General features: G+C 45.5%; 18 protein-coding genes. 15 read left to right on the top strand and 3 right to left on the bottom strand.

What is annotated here, in order from left to right; all coding sequences use genetic code 11:
• Positions 1-12 precede the first annotated feature (12 nt).
• The 4 genes from FLA_RS07420 (at position 13) to FLA_RS07405 (ending at position 3,613) form a co-directional block, all read left to right on the top strand.
• Positions 13-897 carry a hydroxypyruvate isomerase family protein gene (locus FLA_RS07420; protein WP_076379896.1) on the top strand — a complete coding sequence of 295 codons (885 nt, stop codon included), beginning with the start codon at positions 13-15 and terminating at the stop codon, positions 895-897.
• A 33-nt stretch (positions 898-930) separates the two neighbouring features.
• Positions 931-1,803, top strand: a complete 873-nt coding sequence (locus FLA_RS07415; protein WP_076379897.1) for a sugar phosphate isomerase/epimerase family protein — start codon at positions 931-933, stop codon at positions 1,801-1,803.
• 17 nt (positions 1,804-1,820) lie between these two features.
• Positions 1,821-2,597: a 3-keto-disaccharide hydrolase gene (locus FLA_RS07410; protein ID WP_076379898.1), complete on the top strand. Its 777-nt coding sequence runs from the start codon at positions 1,821-1,823 to the stop codon at positions 2,595-2,597.
• Between the two features lie 191 nt (positions 2,598-2,788).
• On the top strand, positions 2,789-3,613 hold the full coding sequence (locus FLA_RS07405) for an aldo/keto reductase (RefSeq protein ID WP_076380203.1): 825 nt from the start codon (positions 2,789-2,791) through the stop codon (positions 3,611-3,613).
• Positions 3,614-3,704: 91 nt separating this feature from the next.
• On the opposite strand, the gene FLA_RS07400 is transcribed toward FLA_RS07405, so the two are convergent.
• Positions 3,705-6,002, bottom strand: coding sequence for a family 78 glycoside hydrolase catalytic domain (locus tag FLA_RS07400; protein WP_076379899.1), 2,298 nt, complete (start codon positions 6,000-6,002; stop codon positions 3,705-3,707).
• Between the two features lie 619 nt (positions 6,003-6,621).
• Here FLA_RS07400 and FLA_RS07390 point away from each other — a divergent pair.
• The 5 genes from FLA_RS07390 (at position 6,622) to FLA_RS07370 (ending at position 12,074) form a co-directional block, all read left to right on the top strand.
• On the top strand, positions 6,622-7,395 hold the full coding sequence (locus tag FLA_RS07390) for a class I SAM-dependent methyltransferase (RefSeq protein WP_076379901.1): 774 nt from the start codon (positions 6,622-6,624) through the stop codon (positions 7,393-7,395).
• Positions 7,396-7,893: 498 nt separating this feature from the next.
• Positions 7,894-9,141: a hypothetical protein gene (locus FLA_RS07385; protein ID WP_076379902.1), complete on the top strand. Its 1,248-nt coding sequence runs from the start codon at positions 7,894-7,896 to the stop codon at positions 9,139-9,141.
• Between the two features lie 22 nt (positions 9,142-9,163).
• Entirely contained in the window at positions 9,164-9,595 is a 432-nt protein-coding gene (locus tag FLA_RS07380) for a Rieske 2Fe-2S domain-containing protein (protein ID WP_084206286.1), read from the top strand.
• 7 nt (positions 9,596-9,602) lie between these two features.
• Complete coding sequence (locus FLA_RS07375; protein ID WP_084206287.1) at positions 9,603-10,688, top strand: imelysin family protein; 1,086 nt, start codon at positions 9,603-9,605, stop codon at positions 10,686-10,688.
• A gap of 21 nt (positions 10,689-10,709) precedes the next feature.
• On the top strand, positions 10,710-12,074 hold the full coding sequence (locus tag FLA_RS07370) for a di-heme oxidoreductase family protein (protein WP_076379905.1): 1,365 nt from the start codon (positions 10,710-10,712) through the stop codon (positions 12,072-12,074).
• Positions 12,075-12,175: 101 nt separating this feature from the next.
• Here FLA_RS07370 and FLA_RS07365 read toward each other — a convergent pair whose 3' ends face one another.
• Positions 12,176-13,183, bottom strand: a complete 1,008-nt coding sequence (locus FLA_RS07365) for a YncE family protein (RefSeq protein ID WP_076379906.1) — start codon at positions 13,181-13,183, stop codon at positions 12,176-12,178.
• 197 nt (positions 13,184-13,380) lie between these two features.
• On the opposite strand from FLA_RS07365, the gene FLA_RS31940 reads away from it, so the two are divergent.
• The 6 genes from FLA_RS31940 to FLA_RS07340 all read left to right on the top strand — a co-directional run bounded on the left by FLA_RS31940 (position 13,381) and on the right by FLA_RS07340 (position 19,592).
• Positions 13,381-13,515: a hypothetical protein gene (locus FLA_RS31940; RefSeq protein WP_262495963.1), complete on the top strand. Its 135-nt coding sequence runs from the start codon at positions 13,381-13,383 to the stop codon at positions 13,513-13,515.
• A 117-nt stretch (positions 13,516-13,632) separates the two neighbouring features.
• Positions 13,633-14,313 carry a response regulator transcription factor gene (locus tag FLA_RS07360; protein WP_076379907.1) on the top strand — a complete coding sequence of 227 codons (681 nt, stop codon included), beginning with the start codon at positions 13,633-13,635 and terminating at the stop codon, positions 14,311-14,313.
• A gap of 103 nt (positions 14,314-14,416) precedes the next feature.
• On the top strand, positions 14,417-15,112 hold the full coding sequence (locus FLA_RS07355; RefSeq protein ID WP_076379908.1) for a phosphatase PAP2 family protein: 696 nt from the start codon (positions 14,417-14,419) through the stop codon (positions 15,110-15,112).
• A 67-nt stretch (positions 15,113-15,179) separates the two neighbouring features.
• Positions 15,180-17,651: a TonB-dependent receptor domain-containing protein gene (locus FLA_RS07350; protein WP_076379909.1), complete on the top strand. Its 2,472-nt coding sequence runs from the start codon at positions 15,180-15,182 to the stop codon at positions 17,649-17,651.
• Positions 17,652-17,712: 61 nt separating this feature from the next.
• The gene (locus FLA_RS07345) at positions 17,713-18,297 is read left to right on the top strand and encodes an HD domain-containing protein (protein ID WP_076379910.1); all 585 of its coding nucleotides are present in this window, start codon (positions 17,713-17,715) and stop codon (positions 18,295-18,297) included.
• Positions 18,298-18,311: 14 nt separating this feature from the next.
• Positions 18,312-19,592: a sensor histidine kinase gene (locus tag FLA_RS07340; protein ID WP_076379911.1), complete on the top strand. Its 1,281-nt coding sequence runs from the start codon at positions 18,312-18,314 to the stop codon at positions 19,590-19,592.
• Here the strand turns inward: FLA_RS07340 and FLA_RS07335 are convergent.
• A complete protein-coding gene (locus FLA_RS07335; protein ID WP_076379912.1) occupies positions 19,582-20,613 on the bottom strand; it encodes a sulfite exporter TauE/SafE family protein in 1,032 nt (343 codons plus the stop codon). The two genes, FLA_RS07340 and FLA_RS07335, sit on opposite strands and share 11 nt — an antisense overlap.
• Positions 20,614-20,665: the final 52 nt, after the last annotated feature.

Genomic DNA, 20,665 nt, shown 5'->3' with positions numbered 1-20,665 from the left:
AATTGTTTTTGTATGAAATGGAACCGGAGAACCGCTATTAAAAACCTGCTGGGTGGCACAGCTGCCTTATCTACAGGCAATTTATTAAGTGCCTACACGCAGGATAACCCATCAGCTAATACCACCATGACCTTAAAAGGAAACATCAACCACTCCGCCTGCCGCTGGTGCTACAGCGACATACCCCTGGATGCCTTTTGTGCCGGCGCTAAAGACATAGGCTTAAAAGGCATTGACCTGGTAGGCCCCAAAGAATGGGACACCCTGAAAAAGTACGGCCTGCATTCCACCATGTGCAACGGTGCTGAAATAAACCTGGTAGATGGCTTCAACGAAAAAAGCAATCACGACACTTTAGTAAAGCAATATTCCGAAATGATACCGCTGGTAGCCAAAGCAGGCTACACCAACCTTATTTGTTTCAGCGGCAACAAGCGCCACCTCAGTGATGAAGAAGGCTGGCAAAACTGCGTTACCGGTTTGCAAAAAATAATACACCTGGCCGAAAAGCACAACGTGGTGCTGGTAATGGAGCTGCTCAACAGCAAACTCAACCATAAAGACTACCAGTGCGACCGCACCTGGTGGGGCGCTGAACTTTGCCAGAAGGTGGGATCGGAAAACTTTAAACTGCTATACGATATTTACCATATGCAGATAGATGAAGGTGATGTGATCACCAACATCCGCCAATTTCACCAGCACATTGCCCATTATCATACCGGCGGTGTACCCGGCAGGCATGAAATTGACGAATCGCAGGAACTTTACTACCCTGCCATTATGCGGGCTATAGTAGCAACAGGCTTTAAAGGCTATGTGGCACAGGAGTTTATACCACAGGCTACAGATAAAATGGCATCTCTGCGCAAGTGTGTGCAGCTATGCGACATTTAATAACATTGTATTATCCATTAACGATTGTTTATTATGATAACCAGGAGAAACTTTTTAACAAAAGCCGGTTTATTGGGTGCCGGCGTTATTTTAGCCCCTCAATTAGCACATGCAAAAACAAAATCTGTGGCAGGCTTACAACTATATACCTTACGCGAACAACTACCCAAAGATGTAAAAGGTGTAATAGCCAAAGTGGCTGCCGCCGGTTACAACGAGGTAGAATTATACGGCTTTAGCAAAGCCAATGGCTTCTGGGGCCTGAGCGCCACTGAGCTGAAACAACTGTTAAAAGCACATGGTTTAAAAGCACCGAGCGGACACTACAACATGGACCAACTGTTAAGCACCGGCTCACTGGAAGAAGTAGATGCCGCTATAGAAGCCTCTAAAACACTGGGCCATCAATATGTTACCCTGCCTTATGTGAATGCTAAATTCCGCCAGACAGCAGCTGATTTACAATCTATTGCCGCCAAAGTAAACACCGCCGCCGAAAGGATTAAAAAGGCCGGTTTAAAGATGGCTTATCATAACCACGATTTTGAATTTGAACAAATTGGTGGCACTTCCCTGTATCAGGTGTTGTTAAAAGAAACAGACGCCTCCTTAGTAGATTTTGAAATGGATTTATATTGGGTGGTACGCGCCGGACAAGACCCCATCAGCTGGTTTAAAAAACATCCCGGCCGCTTTACCATGGTGCATGTAAAAGACATGGATAAAGCCGACAACAAGCTGAACACGGAAGTAGGCAAAGGACAGGTGGATTTTAAAAGCATTTTCAAAGAAGCGAAGCTGGCAGGCATTCAACACTATATCATTGAGCAGGAGAATTTTAAAATAGATCCTTATGCCAGCATTACAGAAAGCTGCCGCTATTTAAAAAACGTATTATTAGCATAAACCAACAGCAGCCCCGTATGAAAATTCCATTGTTGATAACAGTTATACTGGCAGGCAATATCTGTTGCTCACAGGCACAGCAGCCAGCCAAACCGGAAGACACAGAAGTGTGGCAACCTGTTCCCCCCAAAGTAGCCCCCGGTGCAGCAACGGTAACCACTGCCCCATCGGATGCGATTATCCTGTTCAATGGCAAAGACCTTTCGGAATGGGTATCCAATAAAGACCGCACCCAACCCGCCGGATGGGTAGTAAAAGACAGCATCATCACCGTTAACAAAGCCGCTGGCAATATTGAAACCAAACGCCTGTTCCGCAACTACCAGTTGCATATAGAATGGCGTGTACCCGCCAACATTACCGGCGAAGGGCAGGCACGCGGCAACAGCGGTTTGTTCCTGGCTTCCCTGGGGCAAGGCGATCCCGGTTATGAGTTACAGATACTCGACTCTTATGCCAACAGCACCTATGTAAACGGTATGGCAGGCAGCATTTATAAACAACATCCACCACTGGCCAACCCTTCCCGTAAACCCGGCGAATGGCAAACCTATGATGTTATCTGGACTGCCCCCGTATTTAAACAGGATGCCACCTTACAATCACCGGCAAACATCACCGTATTCTTTAACGGCATACTGGTGCAAAACCATCAAACACTGGAAGGCCCCACACAGTATATTGGCAAGCCCGCTTATACCCAGGCGCATGGCGCGGCCCCAATTAAACTACAGGCACATGGCGATAAAAGTGAGCCCATCAGTTTCCGGAATATCTGGGTAAGGGAGTTATAATAACACATAGTAGTGATAGTTAGATAGCAGCAGCCGGCATTGTATATGCCGGCTGTTTTTATTTGCCGCACACATCTCCTCTCCTGCTTCTTGTAAAAACCGGAATGTTTGTTAATTTACATTCCATCCTGGCACACTACACCTGTATCAGGTGCCGGGCAGCAACCTTCATCACTTCAATTGATCTTATCATGCTTGAACGCACAATTCCTTCCAGTGGCGAAAAAATTCCTGTAATTGGCTTAGGCACCTGGCAAACCTTTGATGTATCCGGCCAGGCAGAACTGGAAAACTGCACAAAAGTACTGCATGCGTGGGATGTACATGGTGGAAGGCTGATAGACAGTTCACCAATGTATGGTAAAGCAGAAGCAGCCATAGGAACAGTAACCAGTAATGCCCCCTTACGCGACAACTATTTTTATGCCACCAAGGTTTGGACAACAGGCCTGCAACAAGGCATCCAACAAATGCAACAATCTTTTGACAGGATGGGTCGTAAAACAGTTGACCTGATGCAGATTCACAACCTGGTAGACTGGAAAGCGCACCTGCCCCAGCTGCGTAAAATGAAAGAAGAAGGTACCATTCGTTACATAGGCATTACCCATTACCGCGATAGCAGCCATAAAGAGCTGGCCAACATACTGAACTCAGAACATGACATTGACTTTGTGCAATTCAACTACTCCCTGTTTAACCGGCATGCCGAAGAATACCTGTTACAAACAGCGATGCACAACCAGGTAGCCACGCTCATCAACCGCCCCTTTGGCGAAGGCAGTATGTTACAAACCGTCCAAAACAAAACCCTGCCGCCCTGGGCCATAGAACAGGATATTACTACCTGGCCCGGCTTTATACTCAAATACATTATATCCCACCCCGCTGTAACCTGCGTAATACCGGCTACCAATAAAAGCCAGCATGCAGCTTCCAACGCATTGGCAGGCAGCGATTTTATACCAAATGAAGCTTTTCGTAAGAAGATGGTAGATTATATTAAAGGGATATAAGTCACATCCCTGATAACGGGCATGCAACAACAGGAATACCGGAATGCATAGCCCATGCAATAGCAATAAGACCATGCATTCTCATACCAACTTATTCAAAATGATGTTTGCCCGATTTTACCTCCGCCATTTTTATCACGGAGCCCTTTACATCTGGCACATACACTGTAGCGGTGGTATTTTCCGGCACTTCCACGTCCAATACTACATGATTGCTTTCTATACGCCAATGCACACTTACGCTACCATATTGCGTTTGCAGGCCGGCCTTACAATAGGTTAGGCCACCACCCGGCTGCGGCTTGATGATGATTTTTTTATAACCCGGTGCGCTGCTGTCTGTGTTAATACCCGCCATCACACGGTACATCCAGTCGCCAATAGCACCATACGCATAGTGATTGAAAGAGTTCATTCTTTCGGTTTGAAACGAGCCATCGGTTTTAATACCATCCCAACGCTCCCAGATAGTAGTAGCTCCTTTTTTCACCGGGTATAACCAGGAAGGAAACGTTTCCTGTAACAATAACTGGTAAGCCACATCTGTATAACCAAAACGGCTTAATACATGACACAGGTAAGGCGTTCCCAGGAAACCTGTAGTAAGATGGTTGCTATAAGCCCGTATATTATCCACCAGGTATCTGGCAGCCGTTGGCCGCAACTGCTCCGGCAACAGATCAAACTCCAGCGCCAGCACATAAGCGGTTTGTGTATTGCTTACCAGCCTTCCGCTGGCAGTTACATACTCGCGGTTAAAGGCCGCTTTAATACGGCTGAGTAACGCTTCATACTTTTTCACATCTTCCGTTTTACCCAGCACCGAGGCAGCATTGGAAAGCAACTGCGTAGAATAAGCGTAAAAACACTGGGCAATCTGGTATTTATCCGTGATGGCATCCGAACCATCATCATCAGGCGAGCGATAACTTAGCCAATCTCCAAAATGACCGCCTTTGTTCCATAGATCATCATTACTGTTAAGGGTCATATAATCTACCCAGCCTTTCATACTGGTATACTGGTTTTCCAACACCTGTTTATCTCCATACACCAGGTACATGTTCCAGGGTATAATGGTAGCTACATCGCCCCAGCCAGCCGAACTTCCATAGTAGCCAATACAGTTAGGCACCACCCAGGGCACACCACCATCAGCACGCTGATCGGCTGCTACATCTTTCAGCCATTTACTAAAGAACTTCTTTACATCAAAGTTAAAAGCAGCTGTTCGGAAAAATACCTGCGCATCTCCTGTCCACCCCAATCGTTCATCGCGTTGTGGACAATCCGTAGGAACATCCAGGAAGTTGCCCCGCTGGCCCCATTGTATATTATGCTGTAACTGGTTCAGCAACGGGTTGGAGCATTCAAAAAAGCCGGTGGGCTTCATATCAGAATATAAGGCTACCGCTGTAAAGTCGTCCGGGTTTAATTCACCAGGATAGCCTTCTACTGCGATATAGCGAAAGCCGAAATAAGTAAAATGCGGTTCTAACAACTCTTCCCCTGTGCCAGCAAGTGTATAGGTGGCAGTGGCCTGTGCTGAGCGCAGGTTTTCGGTATAGAAGTTACCTGCCTTGTCCAATACCTCTGCGTGACGAATAGTAATAACACTACCCGCTTTACCTCTTGCTTTTACCATAACCCAACCAGTAAGGTTTTGTCCAAAATCAATCACCTTCTCTCCTTTGGGCGTGGTGATGATGGGAAGGGGCTTAAAAGTCTCGTGTCTGGTAATCAATTCATTTTCTGTAGCGATAATATTATCATAAGGATAGTTAGTTATCCGAACGGGCTTATCATATACAGCCTGCACTCTTGCATCTACTGTTTCCCCGGCATAAATTTCAGCAGAACGGATAGGCCCTTCTGAACATGCCCAGCTACTGTCAGAACAGATGATATCCTTTTTGCCGTTTTGATAAGTAATTTCCAGCTGACAAAGCAAAGCAAGGCTTTTCCCATAACGATCCCTATGTGCGTTAAAACCCATAGCTCCCCTATACCAGCCATCGCCCAGGCACACATTCCATGCGTTTGCGCCCGTTTTTACTAACGACGTTACATCATACTCCTGGTATTGCAGCCGTTTGTTGTAGCTGGTCCAGCCCGGTGTTAGATAAGCCTGGCCTATACGCTGCCTGTTCACCTGCCCTTCATATAACCCCCGGCTGGTAATATATACACGGGCACTCTTCACCTTCTTATTCAGGATGAAGGCTTTATGAAAATAGATAGCTGGCCGGTGAACACTATCCTCCGGGTACCCTGCTTCTATCCACCGGGCTTTCCAGGTAACTACCGGCTGTGCATAAAGGCTACAGCCTATACATAACAGGCCAAACAGGTAAAGGATTTGTGTACGGAGGGTGGAAGCAAGTTTCATTAGCAATAAGCAATTAAAATGAATGATAATAAATATAATAATTATTCACCACGTTAACACGATAACTTTATATAAAACAAGCCGGCGCGCAACAGGATAGCTGGTTCAACAATTTCTCTGAAAGCAAACAAGCTTCCTAAAAGCTTATCAGTACTATTTCCTAAAGAAAACAAAAAACCCACCTTTTCAATGGACTTTTATTGTTTTATCGTCTCCACTATTGTATTTTTGCCCCGCACATTACCGTAAGTCACCTGTACTTTTATATAAGGGCACGGTATAACAAGGTTGTATATGATATATATGTTCCGCTTTATTCTATATCCCATTACAGGTTGCCTGCCCGCGCAGCACCGATGTTGAACGTACAACAACCCATGCAAGCTTTATACACCTTTTCAGCGCCTGCAATGCAGCAGGTGGCTATTACCTTTTACATCCATGGAATGGTCATATTAAAACAGGCAATTCTTGCTATAATAAACAATAACTTCGCGGCCCGGACATTGGACCGCCAAAGTGACCAAGGAGCAAAACGCTATTTAAACACAACGCGTAATAAAGCTGGCAACAACTTATTAAGCGCAAAGGAATCATTTACATCGAAAAAGAGATTATTATGGTAGAGGAGATCACATACAATTCCATATCCCGCTTTTCTAACCGCGCGGAAAACTATATGAAGTACAGGCCGGGTTATCCCGAAGCCCTGGTACCATTCCTGGAAACAAGATTTGCCCTTCCGGAATCTGCATCCGTAGCAGATATAGGATCAGGCACCGGCTTGTTTGGTGAGTTGCTGTTGAAAAAAGGATATGCAGTTACCGGTGTGGAACCCAACGTGGAAATGGCAGAAGCAGCAGAAGCCAAGCTGAGTAAATATTCCGCATTCACCAGCCTGCGCAACCGGGCCGAAGAAACTGCCCTGCCTGCACAATCGCAGGACCTTATCACCGTGGCCCAGGCTTTCCATTGGCTGGACCCCATTGCTACCAAAGAAGAGTTTCGCCGTATACTGAAACCAGGTGGCCACGTGGTGCTGGCCTGGAATATACCGCAGGTAGATACGCCTTTTATGACCCGCTACCTGCAATTAAAAGACGAATATAAAGGCGAAGAGAAGATGCCGGAAAAAATTAACGAATACGCTATTTCCGATTTCTTCCTGCCCGGTGGTTTTGAAACAGCTATCTTCCCCAACACACAAACGTTGGATTTTGAAGGTCTGAAAGGACAGCTATTGTCCTCTTCGTATATTCCCCTGCCTGGTCACCCATCCTATCAGCAAATGATCAATTCCCTGATTCAATTGTTCATAGCCTGCAACGAAAGCGGTTTTGTACACATGAAATTCAATACCGTATTGTATTGGAACAGTGGCACTGATTTTTAATAACAATCCCTGCAAAGTATAGTTGTAATTGTACTTTGCAGGGATCACTATCTGGCAGCATTGCTCCCTCCAACTACCCCTGCATTCAGCGGATAACTTCATCCCTCCTCACACTGCCCGCTACATCTGCTTTAACATGGCTTCTTTCCACCTATTGTGAAAACAGTAAAAAATAGAATTCAATAAAGTGTTTATATTGAATTCAACAGAACAGAGATCCCTTACCTATATAAATATAGATTCAGAGAAAGAATACCCATAAAAAAAATGATATTTATCAGCATCTCTCTTTTCCGGTTTAGCAGCCCCTTTATACGGCTCATCCATCCCCTCATTCTTACAATAAATCCATAACAATCAATTCTAAAGACTTTCTGAAGATTCGCCATTTATCCATATCGAGATCCGGAAAATTAAAAGAATAATTTATTCCCGATATGGTAAAACCGGGCCTTCTCCCTACCGCTAATTTTGCGCCCTACTACTATAAGACAAGACATGCAAAAGATAACAGGTTGTTTCATTACTGCCTGCCTGGCTTTTTCTGTATCTACCCAGGCCCAGTATCGAACACAAGCCCAGCAATTGGTGATGACCAATGAAGACTCGCTCAACGCCGGCCTTAATAAAAACAAAACAGTGGTTTCCGGTTACGGAAGCGCCTATTACCAACGCAACAACAACCTTTCTGTGGCCAGAGCCAGCCTGGAACGGGCGGTTTTGTTTGTAGGCCACCAGTTTAACCGTAAAATCTCGTTCTTCTCCGAGCTGGAATTTGAAAATGCCAAAGTAACTGCGGGCGAAAGCGGCGCGGGAGAAATTGCGATGGAGCAGGCATTTTTAAAATTCAACCTCAATCCCAAACAATATATAGTGGCGGGCCTTTTTGTACCCCGCATAGGTATATTAAACGAAAACCACCTGCCCGTAAACTTTAACGGCGTGGAAAGAACCCAGGTAGAAACCTATGTGATACCCGCCACCTGGCGCGAGGTAGGTGTAGGCTTTTATGGTTCAGCCAACCGCATGCCCATTAACTATAGCGTGGCGTTGGTCAATGGTTTAAACAGCGCCGGGCTGGAACACTCCACCGGTTTAATGGGCGCACGTGCCGAAGGCAGCTATGCCCTGGCCAATAACCTGGCACTAACCGCTTCTTTACAATACAATCCCGGTAATTTTAAATTCCAGGTATCCGGCTATATGGGCGGTACGGTAGGCTTATCGCAACGCGCTGCCGACAGTCTGAACGTAGGCCTGAAAGGGGGCACTTTTGGTACACCGGTATATCTTACCGAAGGCAATATGCAATGGTCTAACCACGGCCTTTCTTTCAAAGCACTGGCCGTATATGTATCCTACCCCGATGCACATAAAATTTACCAGGCATACGGTAAAGACATTGCATCGGCCATGTATGGCGCTTATGCCGAAGTGGGTTACGACTGGCTGTATCGCCGTCACAAGCAGGATCAGTTTATCACCTTTGTACGTACCGAGCGGCTGGACCTTAATTCCACCCTCCCCAACGGCCAGAAAGACCGCTACGATGGCACATTACAGCAAACGCATGTAATAGCCGGCTTTAGCTACCTGCCTGTTCCTAACGTGGTAGTGAAAGCAGATGTGCGGTTTGTACATACCGGTAAGCAAAACGAAGCCTTGATTGTGAACCCACCACCTAACGCTTTACCTTATCAGCAAAACAACCAGCTCATTAACCTGGGCATCGGTTATTCTTTCTGATATACTATTTAAATATACCGTTATGCAGCGCAGAGACTTTTTAAAATCATCCTGCCGGGTTTGTTTGCTGGGAGCCGCTGGTTACCTCACACATACGTTAGCCGGTTGCAGCCCTGCCACTTACCAGGTAACCAAAACACCGGTAGTGAACAATACCGTGAGTTTACCCGTGGCATTGTTTGCGCAGTCATCCTTACAAATTGTAAGGCCCGCAGGTACTTATTTTGATATCGCTGTACGCAAAAAAGAAGATGGCACCTATAGCGCTTTATTGCTGCAATGCACCCACCAGGAAAACGGATTGCAGGTAACCGGCAATGGCTATGTGTGCAGTGAGCATGGCAGCACTTTTACCAAAGAAGGCAAAGTAACCAAAGGCCCTGCCGAAGAAGCTTTAACACAATACCCGACATCCGTTAACCAGGATGCTATCATTATCTATTTAAAGAAATAACACTTTTATGAAACAATTGAGCATGGGAATATGCCTGGCTACATTAGTGCTGGCATCGTCCTGCAAGAAATCAGATGACACCAGCACCACTACCGACTTCACCACCCTGGAACAACAGGTGTTGAGCGATTTCACCGCCAAGGTGGCTGTAAAAAGCTACCTGGATTTAAAAACAGCTGCAGCCAATCTGAACACTTCCCTGGTGGCATTAAATAGTTCAGCCACAGAAGCCAACCTTACCACAGCCCGCACCAACTGGAAAGCATTGCGCCTGGTATGGGAACAGTGCGAAGGCTTTTTGATAGGCCCTGTAGAAGACAACGACTACGATCCCAGCATGGATACCTGGCCTACAGATTACACACAGATGGATGCTGTACTGGCCGACAACAGCAAAACTTTAAGCCTGGCAGAAATACAGGGTTACGACGATGCTTTAAAAGGTTTTCACCCGATTGAGTATATCATCTTTGGCAACCACGGCGACCGTAAGGCAACCGATATCACTGCCCGCCAAAAGCAATACATGTTAAGCCTGAGCGCCGATGTAGTAAACATCTGTAACAATTTGTACGACAGCTGGACCACCGGCGCAGACAACTTTGCTGCACAGGTAGCTACACCTTCTGCCAACGGCAAATACAAAACCCGTAAAGAAGTATTTTCTGCCCTGGTAGACAATGGCCTTATCGGTATTTGTGATGAAGTAGGCGGCGGTAAAATGCTGGAACCTTTTGAACAAAAAGCCCCGGAAAAAGTAGAATCACCTTACTCCGGTAACTCTACCATCGACTTCAAAAACAACATTATTGGCATCCAGAATGTATATATTGGCATTAATGGCAGCACTGGTTTAAATGTACTGATCGCTGCTAAAAACAAAGACCTGGATAACCGTATACAAGCCAGTCTTACAGCTGCTATCAACTCATTCGACAACATTAAAGGATATTATGAAGATGCGATCCTGAACCAGTCTGCCGCCATCAATCAAACGATGACCCTGCTGGTGAGCGAAAACGCAGCTGATAAGTCGCTGAAATCAACGTTATCAGAACTGGACGCCTTTATCCTGCAATACATTAAAGATTAATTACCCTTTCTTACTCGTCTCATGAAAAAGTTGTTTGTACTCAGCGCCCTTATTATACTGGTAACCTTATTCACCATGTGTAACAAAGCAGGTTTGTTCCCCGACAGCGGGTACGACGACCGGCTGAGTGGTGGTGCAGCAACAGTTTTTGATGAAACGTCCAAAGCCTTCACGCATTCGTTCGATGGTTTAAGCGAACGCAATGCAAGGGTGCATGGTATAGGAGATGGTGATTTTTCTCAAACATTCGTATCCAGCCCGGCACCATTGTTTGGCGGGCTGGGTCCGGTGTTTAACAATGTATCCTGTATATCCTGCCACCACAATGATGGTAAAGGCACCCCTACTGCCGGCGACATACGTTCATCGCTGCTATTCAGAACCAGCTTACCCGGCATGGATGAAAACGGTGGCCCCGTAGCAGTACCCGGCTTTGGTTTGCAATTGCAGGACAGGGCATTGATTAATGTACAACCAGAAGTAAAAATAAATATCAGTTATGCCGATTCATTAGTCACCTACCCTGATGGTAGCGTGGCAACCCTTCGTAAACCTTCCTATACCGTAGCCAGCTCGTACATACCCTTGCCTGCCGGCTACATGCTATCCCCACGCCTGGCGCCACCGGTATTTGGCGCGGGTTTGCTGGAAAGTATTCCAGACCAGACCATCACTGATTATGCGGATGAAAACGACGCCAATGGCGATGGCATCAGCGGCAAACCTAACTATGTGTACAACCCCGCTACCGGCAAAAAAGAGCTGGGTCGCTTTGGTTTAAAAGCCAATACCTCTACCCTGCTTACCCAGGTAGCCGCCGCTTACCAGCAGGATATGGGAATTACCAGCTACCTGTTTCCTAAAGAAAGCGTATATGGTCAATCGCAGGCCGATCAGCTTACCGATGATCCTGAGTTACCCGATACGGTATTGCGTTATGTTACTTATTACGTACAAACACTGGCTGTGCCTGCCCGCCGTAGTGTAAACGAAAACAGGGGTGGCGAACAATTATTTATACAGGTGAATTGCGCCAGTTGCCACAGACAAACCATACAAACCGATGCCAATGTAGCGATACAAATGGGCACACAACGTATTCATCCCTACACCGACCTGCTGCTGCATGACATGGGCAGTGCCTTATCTGACGGACGGCCCGACTTCCTGGCCACCGGCAACGAATGGCGTACCATGCCTTTATGGGGCATCGGGCTATTTGAAAAAACCAATGGCATACCTTACTACCTCCACGATGGTCGCGCACGTACTATAGAAGAAGCCATTCTATGGCATGGCGGCGAAGCCACTAAAGCCAAACAGCAATACATGCAGCTTTCCAAAGCCGACCGTAACCAGCTGTTAAACTTCCTCAAAACCCTGTAGCTATCCATAACCTGCCAGCATTTTCTGGCAGGCTGCAACAAAATCTGTCTCCAAAAGGAGACAGATAAACGATAGATATGGAAACATTAGTTATATCAATTCTATCTGGCAGAACCATAGACAGCCACACCAAACGTGCCTTGCTGTATAGTCCCATCTTTTATTTCAGCACCACTCAGAAAAATCTGGTGAGTATTTCCACTGTATGCCAAAGTTTTCATACCTGGCCGTGTTTGTAAAGTCTGTATTACTTTGTAGCTGTCAGCACCATCCTGTTGAATAATGCTGGCATTACCTTCCCCATTAGAAGTAATGATCAGTTTCAGCTCTTTTTCATACACTACCCCATCTACCTTCCCGCCAATAGGCAACTCATCAACCTGATTACCGGTAGCCGCATCCAGCACAAGCAGGTTGCGGCTTTCTTTACAGGCTACAAATAGTCTGCCCGTAGAGTTATCAATAGTAATACCGGTAGGTGCCACTCCCGTTTTCAGCGCGTAACGGCGCACAATTTTAGCCAGTTTTACATCAATCACCACTACTTCATTTTTATCTTCCAGGTTGTTGAATATAAGCCCCTTGTCATCTGGTACTGCAAACTCAGGTTTCCCCCCCAGTTCGATAGTACCTGTTTCTGTGTTGGTATGAGGATCGATAATAGAAACGCTGTGCGAATCGCCGCAGAAAGCATAGATCTTATCAGATACTTTATCAAAAATCACGCAATCTGGCTTTACACCACTCACCTTAATAGTTTTAATCACTTGGAAAGTATTGTAATCAAATACAGTTACAGTATTGACAGTACCGTTGGTAATATACCCTTTCTCCAAAGCTTTTACCAGGGCAACACCATGCACGCCGTTTAGGCTGTCAATCTCTCCTATTTGTTTACCCGTATTCAGGTCCACTACATGTACTCTATCAAAATGCGATACAAACAAACGCTTTTGTTCATCATCTATTTTCAGGTAATCCCACTTACCATCCCCCGATAAACTTATTTTCTTCACCAGTTGATAAGCAGGTGTATCTATTTGTGCCTCTGTAGTACCTGCTATCAGTAATGCTATCACTAATAGCACTTTCGCTTTTACTCGCTTCATATAATTATTAGTATTAAAATTTAGTATTCATTTGTTGCAAGCTAACGGGTCAATATTGAAGACATTTTGAATTTTGAATCATAAAACTGTTTGTTAATATTCTTATAACCTATAAATAATACAACAGCAACATACCCTGTAATTCAATTTTCCCACAGAATCGACAGTTAGGTTTGCTTCATTTTCAATACTGATGCATGAAAAAGAAGTTACTATTTCTGATTGTGACAGCCGCAGGCATCACTTTCGAAGCATCTGCTCAAACACCACCTGCCGCCATAAAAGCAGGTTTCGAAAAAGGTGGTAAAGAATTTTCTGCCAGAAGTGAATAAAAAAGACCTGTTATTTGACGCCAACGGCAAGTTTATCAAAGCCGTATCAGAAAAAAAAGACTAACATTTAATGGCCGGGTACAGGAAAAATTCAGAATTTGCCATAACATTTACCTTATGAAATTGCTGATTGTAGAAGACGAAAAAGAACTGGCAGATAGCATTAAAGCTTATCTGAGCAGCGAGCATTTTCTTTGCGAAGCCGTTCACGATTACCATTCAGCCCTGGAAAAGCTGGAAGTATTCGATTATGCCTGCATTATATTAGACATTGGTTTGCCTGGTGGCAGCGGCCTGCAACTGCTGAAAACCCTGAAAGCCGACGGCAAATCCGACGGTGTGCTTATTATTTCTGCCAAAGATTCTACCGACGATAAAGTACTGGGCCTGAAATCGGGTGCCGATGATTACCTGGCCAAGCCTTTTCACCTTTCCGAGCTGGGCGCACGGGTAGATGCCATTATACGCCGCAAAGTATTTAACGGCAACAGCATCCTGCAACTCGATCACCTCACTATTGACCTGCACAGTAAAACACTGATGAAGGATGAGGTACCTATCGATCTAACCCGCAAAGAATACGACCTGCTATTGTATTTCATCAGCAATAAAAACAAGGTTATTTCCAAAGACTCTATTATTGAACATTTGTATGGCGATGATATGAGCCTGCCGGATAACTTCGACTTTTTATACGCCCACATCAAAAACCTGCGTAAAAAACTGCAGCAGGCAGGTTGCCCCGATTATATTAAAGCCGTTTACGGCATGGGCTATAAGTTTGCCATTCCTACCTGATAAGTGCTGCAAACTGTTGTATAAAAGCTAAAAAAAGAACGGAAAATCCTTGCAAACCACGGAATTTCAGATTCTCTTCAGAATCTCCGGCTAGGTTTATCCTATGTCACGTAAACACTACCTCCTGTGGCTATTGGTAACTGTATCCAATGCCCCTGCACTTATTGCACAAAATAACGATTCCACCCGATTGTATACCCCCAAAGCCACCACGGTAATTATACCCGCGGCTATGGCAGTTTACGGCTTCACCGCCATGCACGTGTCGCGCCTGCAGCAATGGAGCTATAATGTACACCAGGGCGTTTCGCAAATCAATCCGGCCAACCATGTAAGCGTAGATAATTATTTGCAATGGGCGCCTGCCGTGGCCGTATATAGCCTTAACCTGGCTGGTGTAAAGGGCGCACATAATTTTAAAGACAGAACCCTGCTGTTTGGCATGGCTACTTTGTTACAGGGGGGCGCATCCTTTGCTATAAAAGATGCTACGCACGAAAACAGGCCCGACAACAGCAACCTGATGTCGTTTCCATCCGGCCATACTTCCACCGCTTTTGCCAACGCAGAGTTTTTACGCATGGAATACAAAGATGTATCGCCCTGGTATGGTATTGCGGGTTACGCCGCGGCGGCCACTACCGGCTACCTGCGCCTGTATAACGATAAACATTGGTTACATGATGTAATAGCCGGTGCGGGCATTGGCATCCTTTCTACACAGGCAGCTTACTTCCTGTATCCCCGTATTCAAAAAATGCTTAGCCGGCACAAGCACAGCCCGGCTGCTTCTTACTAAAACAGGCAGAGCAATTCAAAATGTCTACAGATTGCCCTGCTAGTTTTACCCGACTAAAATAATACTCATGAATCTTTTCCTACGCCTGACCCTTTGTTGCATCATGCTGGCAGCAAGCTATGCTAATGCACAAACCAACCCGGCGGGTACCGCCATCACTGGTAACGTGATGGATAAAGACCAACAGCAAGCCATAGCAGCCGCAACAGTAACACTTTATAAAAACAACAATAAAACCAGTATTGCCAGCATTACCACTAAAGCCAATGGCGCTTTTACGCTACCGGTAGCGGGCAGTGGCCTGTATAAGGTGTCTGTTACCTACATAGGCTATGCATCTTTAATAATGGACAGCATAGTGGTTAAAGCAGGTCAGCAAGTGGCACTGGGTAATATATTACTGGTTAAACAGATCAGCGATTTACAAGGCGTAACCATTGTAGCCAGCAGACCACTGGTAGAGAACAAAATAGACAAAGTGGTGTTTAATGCCGAAAAGGATGTTACTTCACAAGGCGGCAGCGCTATTGATATATTAAGAAAGGTGCCACAGGTAAATGTGGATATTAACGGTAATGTGGAATTACAGGGCAATGCCAATATCCGTTTTTTAATCAACGGCAAGCCTTCCAGTTCTTTTGGCAACAGCCTGGCCGATGCCCTGGCTTCTATACCTGCCAGCCAGATTAAAAGCATTGAAGCCATTACCAGCCCCGGCGCTAAATACGATGCACAGGGCACCGGCGGCATTATCAACATTATTTTAAAAGACAACAGGTTGCGTGGCATTAACGGCACTGTAAATGGTTCGGCCGGCACCCGTTTCGAATCCGGTTCGGTAAACCTCAACTATCGCCAGGGCAACTGGGGGTTGAGCGGTTTCTTTAACGCCAATGCGCAACTCAGTTCCCGCACGCCTTCTTACCAGGATCGCACCTCGTACGATACTATTTCTAAAAACTATACCCGCCTTGTTCAGGATGGCAGCAGCGACTTTACCAGGCACAGTTATCAAACCGGGTTAAGTTTTGACTGGAGTCCCGGCAAAAAAGACAATATCACTGCTTCCTTCGGCTACAGCTATTTTGGCAACGCATTGGGGGGGATTACTGCACAACAACAAATGACTACGGATGCCAGCGCTAATCTACTGTCTACCGTAAATACCACCCGTTATTCCAACAGCCGCTCGCATAACAACTCCTTCGACTGGAGTGCAGGTTACCAGAAAAAGCTGCGTAAAGAGGGCCAGGAACTGAACGTGTTATACAGCGCCAGTTTTGGCACACCGCAAAACAGTTACCTACTCAGCCAGAACTATACCGGGCAACCCACCCCTTATACCGGCTCATTCAGCAATAACCCGGGTACCGACCATGAGCATAACCTGAGCATAGATTACACACATCCCCTTAGCGATAAAGTATCTCTGGAAACAGGTGTTAAAACCGTATGGCAGCATATTAACAGCTCTTCTGCCATCAACAACCTGGCGGCTAACGGGCATGATTATGCCTACGACCCCAGCCAGTCGTACCAGTTAGGTTACGACATGAAAGTATATGCAGGTTATGTTTCAGCTTCCTTTCCCCTGTTTAACTACCTCGATGTAAAAGCAGGAGCCCGTTTTGAACATACAGCATTGCAGATTGACTTTCCTAACACCACTATCCCCTCCTACAACACCCTGGTGCCCAGCATTGCTTTTATACGCCACATCAGCGATAAAAAGTTTGTAAAACTTACCTATAGCCGCAGGCTGGAACGTCCGGAATATAAGGAGTTAAACCCCTTTATCAACCGCAGCGATCCGTATAACTTCACCACCGGCAACCCGTTGCTGAAACCTGAAATAGGCAATAATTTTGAACTGGGCTATGGTCTTACCTTTCCCAAAGGCGGCAATATTTACTTAGCAGTGGTGGAACGCATCAACACCAACGACTTAAAGCCATACACCCTGTTTTATCCCACTTATACTGTGGGAGATTCTGTATACACCAATGTATCGGTTACCAACCGTCAGAACATTGGTAAGGAATATAATACCGGCCTTATGTTATCCGGCTCAGTACCTGTTACCAGGCAGTTTAACCTTCGCGGTAACGTAATGGTGTTCCAGAGAAGGGTAGTAAACAACCTGCCTAACGGCAATATAGCCAATGGCACCAACTACCGCTTTAACCTGAATGGCAGCTACACATTGCCTAAAGACCTGATAGTAGAAGCGTTTGGTAATTATAATTCCAGCATTAATACCATCCAGGGTAAACGTCCGCAATCATTAACGTATACACTGGCACTGCGTAAACAGTTCTGGAACAAAAACGCCAGCATCGGCCTTACGGCTACTAATCCATTCAGCAGGTACGTGTCGCAGGTAATTACCATTAACAGCCTTAATTACCTGGCTTATAACACTACCTGGATTCCTTACCGTTCTTTCGGCATCAGCTTCCTGTATAAGTTTGGCAAGCTGGAATTTAAGAAAAGCAAAGACGACAATAACAACTTTATACAAAACATGCCCGGCACTTAATGGCCGGGCTTAGCGCTTTGCTGTTTAGTATTTTTTTAGAATTGAATGTTACTTTGCTTCTATGACCAGAAAAGACCTTAACGATATCAGTATCTATATTGGTTCATTGTTTATGATGAACACACCTCCTTTCCTGGTATACCATAATATACAGCATACCGAAGAGGTGGTAAAGTATGTTACTGAAATTGCAGACCATTATCAGCTGAACACAGAAGACCGTTTTATAGTACTGGCCGCAGCCTGGTTTCATGATATAGGGCATTTATTTATACTGGAAGGGCATGAACAGAAAAGCGTGGAAGTGATGCGCCAGTACTTTGCTGAAACCGAAGAAAGGGTTGAAACCATACAGGCTATTGCTGGCTGCATTATGGCCACCCGCATGCCTACTAATCCGCAGAATTTCCAGGAATCTATCCTTTGCGATGCAGACATTTACCACCTGGGCACCGACCAGTTTTTTATATCCGACAAAAAGGTGAAAAAAGAAATGGAGCTGCGCACCTGTAAAAAGTTTACAGACTGGACACAGCACAGCATACAGTTTTTACGCGCACAACGTTATTTTACAGGCTATTGCAGGCAGCTACTGGAAAAAGGAATAGAAAATAACATAGAGATCCTGAAAAATATGCTTAATTAGCAGTATCGTACCATATGAAGCTGTTAACCAGATATAGCCGTATTAATATTACCCTTATGGGGTGCATCTTTCTGCTGGCCAGTGTTGCTTTCTATTTTGCCTTATACACGATACTACTCAATGAAGTAAATGAAAGCCTGGATGTGACCCGTGATAAAATTACCGGGTATGTAAAGGAACACAACGCACTTCCGGAAAACATGGCCGAGCGTAGCGATGATTTAATGGTTTCTTATACTCCCATCAGTGAAAAGAAAGTATTTAAAAAGAAGGAACGAACCATTAACCTGTTTAACCAATACGAACATAAAGATGAATTATACCGCCAGGCAAGGTTTTGTGTAAAAGCAGGCGATACGTATTACGAAGTATCGATAGCCCGGCCTTTGGAAGGAACTAAAAACCTGTTACGCAATATTGCCGCCATTACCATACTCACCTTATTCCTGATAGCGCTGGCTACTACACTGGCCAACCGCATTATCTTTCAAAAGTTATGGAAGCCTTTTTACGAAGCGCTGGAAGGGCTCAAGAGCTACAAAATTGGTTCTGCTACCCCCTTCAGCCTGCCCCCCAGCAACACCGATGAATTTACCATTATGAATGCGGCTATGGAGCATGCCATGAACAAAGCCGGCAACGATTATTTAACACTGAAGGAGTTTACCGAAAACGCTTCGCACGAAATGCAAACGCCGCTGGCCATTATACGCTCGAAGCTGGACCTGCTGGCGCAGGAATCTGATTTTTCAGAAAAACAAAGCGAACTGCTGCAAAGCACACAAAGCAGCATCAGCCGCCTGTCTAAACTCAATAAATCATTACTGCTGCTGGCGAAGATAGAGAACCAGCAGTTTGACCAGGTAGTATCTATTCAGCTGGATGAAAAGGTGCAGGATAAGATAAACCTGTTTAAAGAGATATGGAACAGTAACAACATTACGGTTTCGGCTTCACTGTCACCAGCCGTAGTGCAAATGGATAACAGCCTTTGCGATATACTGCTCAACAACCTGCTATCCAATGCCATTAACCACAACTATTCCAATGGCAGCATTAAAATAACACTAACGTCTGGCCTGCTGTCTATCACCAATACCAGCCATGCCCCTGAAGCCAATCAACAACAATTGTTCAAACGCTTTTATAAAGCACAAACCAGCAGCACGCACCACGGGCTGGGGCTTTCCATTGTAAAAGAAATATGCGACCTAAGCCATATCGGTATAAGCTATAGTTATCAAAACAACCAACACACCTTTACCCTTCAATGGGCAGCGCCTGCTATTGGTTAATATCATATTTCACTACTTTCTTATCCTCTATTACATATAACTCGTAGTAATGCTTTCTAAAGCCAAACACTTCTTCTATCATATACCGTTTACTTCCCTGTGTTAACAGTGTTACCAGCTCCTGCACCGCTACAGGTACTTCGTTAAACGACACCTTCCGCTCCAGTTCAAACCCTTCGTCGTATTCCAGCTCCAATACAAAACTACTCTGGTTCCATTGCACGGTAGCCTCATGCCCGCCGGTAACAGGCGAAAAGCTTAGCACCAGGTGATTGCTGTCGCTGATATGTCTTACGGCCGAGCCAAACATCAGCACACCACTCAACACCATCGCCACATATCCTATCTTCTGAAATAACGTTTCGCTTAAAAAAGTCAGTACTTTTTTCGTAGCCAGCGATGCCAGTATGGCCGCCACAGAAAGCAACACTCCATATAACAACACACGGGAAGTCAACAACCCGAAAGATGCGTATAAAAAAAGCTTTATCAAATGCAGCAGCAATTCATTGGCTGCCCGGGTAGCAATGATTTCATCTTTATGCAGATTACGGGTTAAATAAAACCGGTTAAACAATAAACCCACCGCCCCGGTTAATCCGGAAATAAACCCGGTTAACGCACCTATCACAGCCACCCCGGCCATATGCTTTTCCCGCACCGCTACAGGCTTTGCTTTCTTCCTGAAAATCATAGGCAGGTTGGTAAGCAGGTATATGCCTATCAGCATTTCTACATACACCGGGTTTAAATACACCAGCAGCTTTGCCCCCAACCATACGGCAGGGATAGCAGGCGGAATAAACCAGGCCACCATTTTCCAGCGGATATTTTTCCAGAATACAATAATGCGCGAAACGGAATTGGTGGCTGTGCCCAGGGTTAAGGCAGCCGGCACTTCGGCTGTGGGCAAAATAACGCCCAACGTAGGTATCAGTAAAAAACTGGCTCCGCCACCACAAATGGCGCTTAGTATAAAAGCAAGGAACGATACAAGGAAGATAAGTATGGATATCAGCATAGCAACGCAAAGTAGCCGCCGATTCTGAAGACAAACTGTATAAGCGCACCGG

Source organism: Filimonas lacunae, assembly GCF_002355595.1.
In the GTDB taxonomy this organism is placed as follows: Bacteria; Bacteroidota; Bacteroidia; order Chitinophagales; family Chitinophagaceae; genus Filimonas; species Filimonas lacunae.
Note: the sequence above shows the minus strand (reverse complement) of the source record. Positions and strands in the feature narration are given on the sequence as shown.

Bases quoted from the DNA above. Each gene is read 5' to 3' on its own strand.
- FLA_RS07420 (WP_076379896.1), top strand. From the start codon at position 13: ATGAAATGGAACCGGAGAACCGCTATTAAAAACCTGCTGGGTGGCACA.
- FLA_RS07415 (WP_076379897.1), top strand. From the start codon at position 931: ATGATAACCAGGAGAAACTTTTTAACAAAAGCCGGTTTATTGGGTGCC.
- FLA_RS07410 (WP_076379898.1), top strand. From the start codon at position 1,821: ATGAAAATTCCATTGTTGATAACAGTTATACTGGCAGGCAATATCTGT.
- FLA_RS07405 (WP_076380203.1), top strand. From the start codon at position 2,789: ATGCTTGAACGCACAATTCCTTCCAGTGGCGAAAAAATTCCTGTAATT.
- FLA_RS07400 (WP_076379899.1), bottom strand. From the start codon at position 6,002: ATGAAACTTGCTTCCACCCTCCGTACACAAATCCTTTACCTGTTTGGC.
- FLA_RS07390 (WP_076379901.1), top strand. From the start codon at position 6,622: ATGGTAGAGGAGATCACATACAATTCCATATCCCGCTTTTCTAACCGC.
- FLA_RS07385 (WP_076379902.1), top strand. From the start codon at position 7,894: ATGCAAAAGATAACAGGTTGTTTCATTACTGCCTGCCTGGCTTTTTCT.
- FLA_RS07380 (WP_084206286.1), top strand. From the start codon at position 9,164: ATGCAGCGCAGAGACTTTTTAAAATCATCCTGCCGGGTTTGTTTGCTG.
- FLA_RS07375 (WP_084206287.1), top strand. From the start codon at position 9,603: ATGAAACAATTGAGCATGGGAATATGCCTGGCTACATTAGTGCTGGCA.
- FLA_RS07370 (WP_076379905.1), top strand. From the start codon at position 10,710: ATGAAAAAGTTGTTTGTACTCAGCGCCCTTATTATACTGGTAACCTTA.
- FLA_RS07365 (WP_076379906.1), bottom strand. From the start codon at position 13,183: ATGAAGCGAGTAAAAGCGAAAGTGCTATTAGTGATAGCATTACTGATA.
- FLA_RS31940 (WP_262495963.1), top strand. From the start codon at position 13,381: ATGAAAAAGAAGTTACTATTTCTGATTGTGACAGCCGCAGGCATCACT.
- FLA_RS07360 (WP_076379907.1), top strand. From the start codon at position 13,633: ATGAAATTGCTGATTGTAGAAGACGAAAAAGAACTGGCAGATAGCATT.
- FLA_RS07355 (WP_076379908.1), top strand. From the start codon at position 14,417: ATGTCACGTAAACACTACCTCCTGTGGCTATTGGTAACTGTATCCAAT.
- FLA_RS07350 (WP_076379909.1), top strand. From the start codon at position 15,180: ATGAATCTTTTCCTACGCCTGACCCTTTGTTGCATCATGCTGGCAGCA.
- FLA_RS07345 (WP_076379910.1), top strand. From the start codon at position 17,713: ATGACCAGAAAAGACCTTAACGATATCAGTATCTATATTGGTTCATTG.
- FLA_RS07340 (WP_076379911.1), top strand. From the start codon at position 18,312: ATGAAGCTGTTAACCAGATATAGCCGTATTAATATTACCCTTATGGGG.
- FLA_RS07335 (WP_076379912.1), bottom strand. From the start codon at position 20,613: ATGCTGATATCCATACTTATCTTCCTTGTATCGTTCCTTGCTTTTATA.